Raw genomic sequence first — 8,152 nt, 5'->3', positions numbered from 1 at the left:
CGGCCGGGCGGCGCACCGCGGTGCGCGGGTCCGGGGCCGCGCCGTGCGCGTCCGCGGGCGGCTGGGCGCCCGGGGCTCCGGCAGGGGCGGCCGCCTGCCGGGCGTCGGGGGAGGTGGGATGCTCCGTCACCGTAGGGTTTCCATCCGTCCGGGGCGGTCAGGCGCGTCGCCGGCAGTGCAGAAAGAGCTGGATCTCGGGTGGTACGTCCGTACTGGCCGGGGCGTACGCGCGCGCGTCCTCCCCGACCACGTCGAAGCCCGCTTCGCGCACGACCTCGCGCAGTTCGTCCCGCAGGTAACCCGATACCCGGACGGTGTTGCCCAGGAACGGGACGGCGAAATCGTCCACGTCCGACTCGACCATGGCCAGGGCCAGCGGCCCGCCGGGTCTGAGCACTCCGCGCAGGGTCCGCAGCGCGTACGGGATCTCCGGGCGCGGCAGCATCAGCAGCGAGAAGAAGGCCGCGGCGCCGTCGAACGGGCCGAGGTCCTGCGGGCCGCCCGGCCCGAGCCTGCCGCCCGCCCGCAGGTCCGCGATATCCGCATGGTGGAAGGCGGCGTCCGGCACGGTGTCCCGCGCGAGCTTGACCATGCCCGCCGAGATGTCGATGCCGACGACCCGGTGGCCGGCCTCGGCGAGCTGCCGGGCGGTGGGAACGCCGGTGCCGCTGCCGATGTCCAGCACGCGCGAGCCGGGCGGCAGGGCGTCAGCCAGCCAGCGCCCGGCTGCGATCTGACCCTCTTTCTGTGGAAAAGCCTCGTCATAGCGGTCGCCGATCGCGTCGAACGCCTCCGCTTGGCCGCTGCGGTCCAGCGCCAGCCGGTCGAACCCGGGATAGGCTTCATAGCCTTCGCCGCTTTCGCTCACGTTTCGCCCCTCCTGTGACCCTGCGTCAGAATTCGCGCATCGTCCGTGAGTTGCGCTGTGCCGTTTACCGGACCCTGCGGCCTTCCGGACGACGATCCTACGTTTGAAACACAGGGGCGCAGCAAGAGGTTCACGACTCCGACTGCGCCGACGTGCGGCGCCCGTCCGGCCACGCCACCCGCTCCGCGCGGTCGGTGGGCACCGGCGGCCCGGCCGCGCGGCCCGGCCCGCCGGCGCCTTCCGGGCCGTACGGCTGGGCGCCGCCGCCCCTGCCGCCGCCCCTGCCGTCCCCGCCGTCCGTACCGTCAGTATCCGGGGAAACGCCCGGGCCGTCCCGCCGGTCCGTACGGTCCCAGTCGACGGGCAGCGCGGGCACCGGCCACGCCGGGTCCGGCCGCCAGTGCTCCCAGCCCTCCCGGAACGGTGCTCCCCAGGAACCGATGAGATCGACGGCGGCCGCCCCCGCGCCCCGTACCCGCTCCGCCTGCTCCGGGGCCATCAGGCCCGCCCGCTGCGCCTGCGCGAACTCGTCCTCGTCCTTCCATTCCCAGCTGCGGTCCGGGTAGACCGCGATGTCGAGGAAGTGGTCCTCGGAGTCGACGCCGCCGTGCCACCGGACCCGCGGCTCCTCCAGGTTCACGTACCAGTTCTTGAACCGCCAGCCCGGTTCCCAGAACAGCCACACCGACCACGGCTCGCCGGCCCTGGCCAGCTTCAGCACCCCGGTGCCGGTCCAGCGGGACAGCGCGGTGGTGCGCGGCTTGGTGTAGCGGGTGGACAGCGGCTCGCGGTGCACCGAGGTGCCGTCGGCCAGCTGGGGCCGGACGCACGCCGTGCCGGGCGCCAGCCACACCGCGAGCAGGTCGGCGGTGTCCCGTACGACGGTGACGGGGCGGCAGATGTGGATGCGGTCGGTCGCGTTGGCCCGGTACCGCCACAGGATCTGGTCGCCCGGCGCCCACCGGGCGCCGCCTGCCGTGCCGGCCGTCTCCACGGAGTGCGCTGTCATGAGCAGATCTTAGGTGCGGGTGGGAAGCCGCGCCGTGACATATGCCGCACTGGCTCCTCACGATGCGTGCACGCGCGGGCGTACGCCCGGGGCCGGCGGGGCCGCGGGCGCGAGCCGTACGGGTGCGGTGCCGAAGGCGCGGTGCGTACGGGTGCGGGCTTGCGGGGCGCGGTGCGTACGGGTGCGGCGCTTACGTGCGGGTGCTTGCGGGTGGGGTGCTTGCGGGGTGGGGTGCTTGCGGGGTGTGGGGCTTGCGGGTGGGGTGCTAGCGGCTGCGGCGCTTACGGGCGGGTGCTTGCGGGTGGGGTGCTTGCGGGTGCGGCGCTTACGGGTGTGTCATCCGCAGCACGTCCAGCGCCTCGTCGAGCTGCTCCCGGGTCAGCAGCCCCCGGTCCACGTACCCCTCCTCCAGCACCACCTCGCGGATCGTCCGGCGCTCGGCCAGCGACCGCTTGGCGACCCTCGCCGCCTCCTCGTAGCCGATGTACCGGTTGAGCGGGGTGACGACGGAGGGCGAGGACTCGGCGTACTCGCGGGCCCGGTCCTCGTCGGCCGTGATGCCGTCGACCGTGCGGTCGGCCAGCAGCCGGGACACGTTCGCCAGCAGCCGGACGGACTCCAGCAGGTTCTTGGCGATGACGGGCAGCATCACGTTCAGCTCGAAGTTGCCCGCGGCGCCCGCCGCCGCGACCGTGGCGTCGTTGCCGGTGACCTGGGCGGCGACCATGAGCACCGCCTCGCAGATCACCGGGTTGACCTTGCCGGGCATGATCGAGGAGCCGGGCTGGAGGTCGGGCAGGGCGATCTCGGCGAGGCCGGTGCGCGGCCCCGACGCCATCCAGCGCAGGTCGTTGGCGATCTTGGTGAGGCCGACCGCGACGGTCCGCAGCTGGCCGGAGGTCTCCACCAGGCCGTCCCGCGCGCCCTGCGCCTCGAAGTGGTTGCGCGCCTCGGTGAGCGGCAGCCCGGTGGCGCGGGCCACCTCGGCGATGACGGCGGCGGAGAAGCCGGGCGGGGTGTTGATGCCCGTGCCCACGGCGGTGCCGCCCAGCGGCAGCTCGGCGAGCCGGGGCAGGGAGGCGCGCAGCCGCTCGGCGCCGTAGCGGACCTGCGCCGCGTACCCGCCGAACTCCTGGCCGAGCGTCACGGGCGTGGCGTCCATCAGGTGGGTCCGCCCCGCCTTGACGACGTGTGCGAACTCGTCCGACTTGCGTTCCAGCGCGGTTGCGAGGTGTTCCAGAGCCGGGATCAGGTCGCGCGTGACGGCGGCGGTGGCCGCGATGTGGATGGAGGAGGGGAAGACGTCGTTGGACGACTGGCTGGCGTTGACGTCGTCGTTGGGGTGCACGTCCCGGCCGAGGCGCTCGGTGGCGAGGGTGGCGATCACCTCGTTCGCGTTCATGTTGGAGGACGTGCCGGAGCCGGTCTGGAAGACGTCGACGGGGAACTGGTCGTCCCAGTGGCCCTCGGCGACCTCCGTGGCCGCGTCCGCGACGGCGTCGGCCACGTCCTTGCCGATCACGCCCAGGCTCGCGTTCACCGTGGCGGCGGCGGCCTTGATCCGGGCCAGCGCCTCGATGTGCGCGCGCTCCAGGCGCTGGCCGCTGACGGGGAAGTTCTCCACCGCGCGCTGGGTCTGCGCCCGCCACTTGGCCAGGGCGGGCACGCGCACCTCGCCCATCGAGTCGTGCTCGGTCCGGTAGCCCTCGTCGTGCTCCGCGGTCATCACGCCCACCTCCTGGTGCTCATGCGGGCTTCAGCGCGGGCGCGCCGCGGCCTGTTCCCGCCCGCCGTCCTCCGGGTGCCCCGCGGGGCCGGGGCGTACCCGGTCCGTACGGGTCCGTACTGGTCCCGGCCGGTCCGTACGGGCCCGCCGCGGGACGTCGGGGCGCGGCGGCGGACCCCGTACGGGCCGGGAGCCGCCGTACCCCGTCCGCCCCGCTCAGTCCCGTCCGCTGGTCTCCAGCGTGCCCGTGCCGTACAGGACCGCGCCCATGGGCGAGTCCTCCCCGGCGATGTGCGTGCGGATCGACATGAGGTAGTCGTGCCGGCTGACGCGTCCGTCGCCGTCGGCGTCGAGCACGTCGAAGGCCGCCTCGGCGTTGCCGGCCGGGTTGCCCAGCGCGGTGCGCAGCAGGACGAACTCCGGCCGGTCCAGCGCGCCGTCCCGGTCGGTGTCGACGAGGTCGAACAGGGCGCCCAGCGCGGGTGAGCAGATGTTGTCGAACGCGTCGACGCCGACCCACTCCAGGTACTCGTCGAGGGTCATCTTCCCGTCGCCGTCCGCGTCCATCTCGGCCCACGCGCGTTCACCGGCCGCGCGTGCGCGGACGACCATGGGGTCCTCCTCGCCGCGTCTCGTCGCCGCCGTCACCCGGTCGATCCGGACGAAGTAGTCGTCTCTGGAGACGACCCCGTCTCCGTCCCTGTCGAGCGTGGTGAAGACGAGTCGCTTGGCTGTGGTTCCGTTCACTGAAAAGCCCTTCTGCCAGTCCGCCCGGCGGTGCCGCCGGGCTGTCGACTGCCGTTCCCTACCCGGCGCGCCGGTCCCCGAAGGCCGCCGGGCAGGTGACGCCGGGCTCGCCGGCTGAACAGGCGAGAGCCCCCGGCCGCGGGCCGGGGGCTGTCCACGCTGTGTCGCCGGTCCGGGTCAGCCGACGCCCGGGCCCCGGAGCGGGATGCTGGTGACGAAGGGCTGCTCGGGGGACGGGTCGGCGAAGAAGTCGTTCCCCTTGTCGTCCACCACGATGAACGCGGGGAAGTCCTCGACCTCGATCTTCCAGACCGCCTCCATGCCCAGCTCCGGGTACTCCAGCACCTCCACCTTCCTGATGCAGTCCTGGGCCAGCCGCGCGGCCGGGCCGCCGATCGAGCCCAGGTAGAAGCCGCCGTGCCGGGCGCAGGCGTCGGTGACCGCCTGCGAGCGGTTGCCCTTGGCGAGCATGACGAACGAGCCGCCGGCCGCCTGGAACTGCTCCACGTACGCGTCCATGCGGCCGGCCGTCGTCGGCCCGAAGGACCCGGACGCGTACCCTTCCGGCGTCTTGGCGGGGCCGGCGTAGTACACGGCGTGGTCGCGCAGGTAGCCCGGCATCTCCTCGCCCGCGTCCAGCCGCTCCTTGATCTTCGCGTGGGCGATGTCGCGGGCCACCACCAGCGGGCCGGACAGCGACAGGCGGGTCTTGACCGGGTATTTCGTCAGCTCGGCGCGGATCTCGGACATCGGCCGGTTGAGGTCGACGCGCACCACGCTGTCGTCCAGCTGCTCCTCGGTCGTCTCCGGCAGGAAGCGCGCCGGGTCGCGCTCCAGCTGCTCCAGGAACACGCCCTCGGCGGTGATCTTCGCGAGCGCCTGGCGGTCGGCGGAGCAGGACACGGCGACGGCGACCGGGCAGGACGCGCCGTGCCGCGGCAGCCGCACCACGCGCACGTCGTGGCAGAAGTACTTGCCGCCGAACTGGGCGCCGATGCCGATGCGCTGCGTCAGCTCGAACACCTTCTCCTCCAGCTCCTTGTCCCGGAAGCCGTGCCCGGCCGGGGAGCCGGCGGCGGGCAGCGCGTCCAGGTAGTGCGCGGAGGCGTACTTCGCCGTCTTCAGGGCGAACTCGGCGCTGGTGCCGCCGACGACGATCGCGAGGTGGTACGGCGGGCAGGCGGCCGTGCCGAGCGACCGGATCTTCTGCTCCAGGAAGCGCATCATGGACGCCTCGTTGAGCACCGCCTTGGTCTCCTGGTAGAGGAACGACTTGTTGGCCGAGCCGCCGCCCTTGGCCATGAACAGGAACTTGTACGCGTCGCCGTCGGCCGCGTACAGCTCGATCTGGGCGGGCAGGTTGGAGCCGGTGTTCTTCTCCTCCCACATGGTGAGCGGGGCCATCTGCGAATAGCGCAGGTTGAGACGGGTGTACGCGTCGAACACGCCGCGCGACAGGGCCGCCTCGTCGCCGCCCTCGGTCAGCACCCGCTGCCCGCGCTTGCCCATCACGATGGCCGTGCCGGTGTCCTGGCACATCGGCAGCACGCCCGCGGCCGCGATGTTCGCGTTCTTCAGCAGGTCCAGGGCGACGAAGCGGTCGTTGGGGCTGGCCTCGGGGTCGTCCAGGATGCGGCGCAGCTGGGCGAGGTGGGCCGGGCGCAGGTAGTGGGCGATGTCGTGCATCGCCTCCTCGGCCAGCAGGCGCAGCGCCTCCGGCTCGACCGTGAGGAACGTACGCCCGGCTGCCTGAACAGTGCGCACGCCCTCGGTGGTCACCAGGCGGTACGGCGTGGTGTCCTCGCCCAGGGGCAGCAGGTCCGTGTAGGCGAACTCTGGCATGGTGACGGCATTCCTCACTCGATGGGGCTCTACGGCGACCGACGACGACGGTCAGACGGTCAGACGACGGCATCGACGACAGGGACTCGGCGGAACCGGCGGCTCCGGCTGCCGGTGCCGCCCGCCTCGCCCGCCGCCGCCAGCGCTGGCCGCGCTGACGTCGGGGAACGCGCCGGCTTCCACGACAGCGCTTACCAGCGTAGAGCGGGGCACCGACAGCGGGACTTGTGAGGTACGGCTCACACCGGCCGGACGCCGCGCCGGGCCCGTACGCGCTCTGAGGGCGGCGTCGCGCGGGGGCGTACGTCCGTGCCGCGCGGACCTGCGGGCACTCCCGCGCGGGCGGCGCGTACGGGGGTCGGCGCGTACGGGGGTCGGCGCGTACGGGGGTCGGCGCGTACGGGGGTCGGCGCGTACGGGGGTCGGCGCGTACGGGGGTCGGCGCGTACGGGGGTCGGCGCGTCCCGCGCGGGGCCGTACGAACGTCCCGCGCGGGCCCGCGGACCCCTAGTCGCGATCTATCGCGACTGGATAGGCTGGCCCGGTGGACGAACAGCAGCCTGTGCCCCTGGCCAAGCCCGCTCCCGCCGCGGCGCCCCACGCCCCGGCCCCCGCCGCCGGACCGCCCGGCCCCGCCGCGCCGCCCGCCCTGCGGGCCTCCGACGCCGACCGCNCGGACCGCCCGGCCCCGCCGCGCCGCCCGCCCTGCGGGCCTCCGACGCCGACCGCGACCGGTTCGCCGACCTGCTGCGCGAGGCGCTGGCCGAGGGGCGCCTCGACCCGGAGGAGCACGCCGAGCGCATCGACGCCGTCTACCGGGCCAAGACCCTCGCCGAGCTGGAGCCCCTGGTCCGCGACCTGCCCGGGTCCGCCGCGGGGGGCGTGCCGGGGCAGGCCGAGCGCGCCCACGGCGCCGCGCCGGCCTCCCGCACCTCGCCCGCGTCGGAGACCCTGGTGGCGGTCTTCGGCGGCGCCGTGCGCAAGGGCCGGTGGCGGGTGCGGGCCCGTACGCTCGCGGTGGCCGTGTTCGGCGGCGTCGAAATCGACCTCAGCGAGGCGATCTTCGAGCAGCAGGAGGTCGTCATCCACACCGCCGTCCTCTTCGGCGCGGTGGACATCAAGGTGCCGGAGAACGTGTCGGTGCGCAGCGCGGGCACGGGCATCTTCGGCGGCTTCGACGTGGCCACGCGCGAGGACCCCGACCCGCGGGCTCCGGTGGTCGTGGTGGGCGGCTTCGCGCTGTTCGGCGGCGTGGACGCCGAGCCCGAGCCCGGCAAGCGCCTGAAGAACCTGCGGCCTTGACGGATTCGCGGGCCGATTCGCGGTCGGGACGACGGTGTGCATAAGCGCGCGCACAGCGGGTAAGGCTTGGTGCATCGTCTCTCGCACGGCTGATGGGGGTGCGAAGGGGGCCGTATCCGGGAGGCGGGCAAGGGTGACCAACCGGAGCCGTCGTCAGGAGTAGACCGTGCTGCAACCGCATCAGCCCCTGCTGGACGCCGTCGCGCCCCCGCAGCGCATCCCCGCCCGGGAGCAGGGCGCCGGCCCCTGGCACTCCGAGGCGGTGTGCCGTCGGGACGAGGCAGGGCTGTTCTTCGCTCCGTCCAAGGAGCCCACGGCTGCGCGGCTGTCGAGGGAGGAGGCGGCGAAGCGCGTGTGCGCGCGCTGCCCCGTCATGGTGGAGTGCCGGGAGCACGCCCTCCTCCAGCCCGAGCCCTACGGCGTGTGGGGCGGGCTGACCGCGGCGGAGCGCCGGGTCGTGCTGGCCCGCCGCCGCCGTCGCGACACCGAACTCCAGCGCACGATGCCCGTGGCCGCCGCGGGATGAGGACGCGCCGCGCCGGCGGGCCGGGCCCCGAGCGGTCGCCGGGGCCCGGCCCGCGGCATGTCCGGCGCTGAGAACCGCGCCGGCCGCCGGCTCACCCGCGCCGGCTCCGGGCGCTGCCGCGCCGGTCGCGAA

Annotated in this window: 6 protein-coding genes and 1 pseudogene; 2 read left to right on the top strand and 5 right to left on the bottom strand. The window is 74.2% G+C overall.

Annotated features, from left to right (window positions below; translation table 11 throughout):
- Window positions 1-157: 157 nt before the first annotated feature.
- The 5 genes and pseudogenes from RKE29_RS25585 to RKE29_RS25565 form a co-directional block, all read right to left on the bottom strand.
- Complete coding sequence (locus RKE29_RS25585) at window positions 158-868, bottom strand: class I SAM-dependent methyltransferase (protein WP_312007998.1); 711 nt, start codon at window positions 866-868, stop codon at window positions 158-160.
- A gap of 343 nt (window positions 869-1,211) precedes the next feature.
- A pseudogene (locus RKE29_RS25580) lies at window positions 1,212-1,877 on the bottom strand (DUF402 domain-containing protein); the annotation flags it as partial.
- 325 nt (window positions 1,878-2,202) lie between these two features.
- A complete protein-coding gene (locus tag RKE29_RS25575) occupies window positions 2,203-3,603 on the bottom strand; it encodes a class II fumarate hydratase (protein ID WP_312007997.1) in 1,401 nt (466 codons plus the stop codon).
- A 216-nt stretch (window positions 3,604-3,819) separates the two neighbouring features.
- Entirely contained in the window at window positions 3,820-4,350 is a 531-nt protein-coding gene (locus RKE29_RS25570) for an EF-hand domain-containing protein (RefSeq protein WP_312007995.1), read from the bottom strand.
- 177 nt (window positions 4,351-4,527) lie between these two features.
- On the bottom strand, window positions 4,528-6,192 hold the full coding sequence (locus RKE29_RS25565; protein ID WP_312007994.1) for a fumarate hydratase: 1,665 nt from the start codon (window positions 6,190-6,192) through the stop codon (window positions 4,528-4,530).
- 705 nt (window positions 6,193-6,897) lie between these two features.
- Here RKE29_RS25565 and RKE29_RS25560 point away from each other — a divergent pair.
- On the top strand, window positions 6,898-7,494 hold the full coding sequence (locus RKE29_RS25560) for a DUF1707 domain-containing protein (RefSeq protein WP_312007999.1): 597 nt from the start codon (window positions 6,898-6,900) through the stop codon (window positions 7,492-7,494).
- Window positions 7,495-7,660: 166 nt separating this feature from the next.
- On the top strand, window positions 7,661-8,020 hold the full coding sequence (locus RKE29_RS25555) for a WhiB family transcriptional regulator (protein WP_312007993.1): 360 nt from the start codon (window positions 7,661-7,663) through the stop codon (window positions 8,018-8,020).
- Window positions 8,021-8,152 lie beyond the last annotated feature (132 nt).

Origin of the sequence: Streptomyces sp. B1866, assembly GCF_031932565.1 — a bacterium.
In the GTDB taxonomy this organism is placed as follows: domain Bacteria; phylum Actinomycetota; class Actinomycetes; order Streptomycetales; family Streptomycetaceae; genus Streptomyces.
This window is presented reverse-complemented; position numbering and strand designations above follow the sequence as displayed.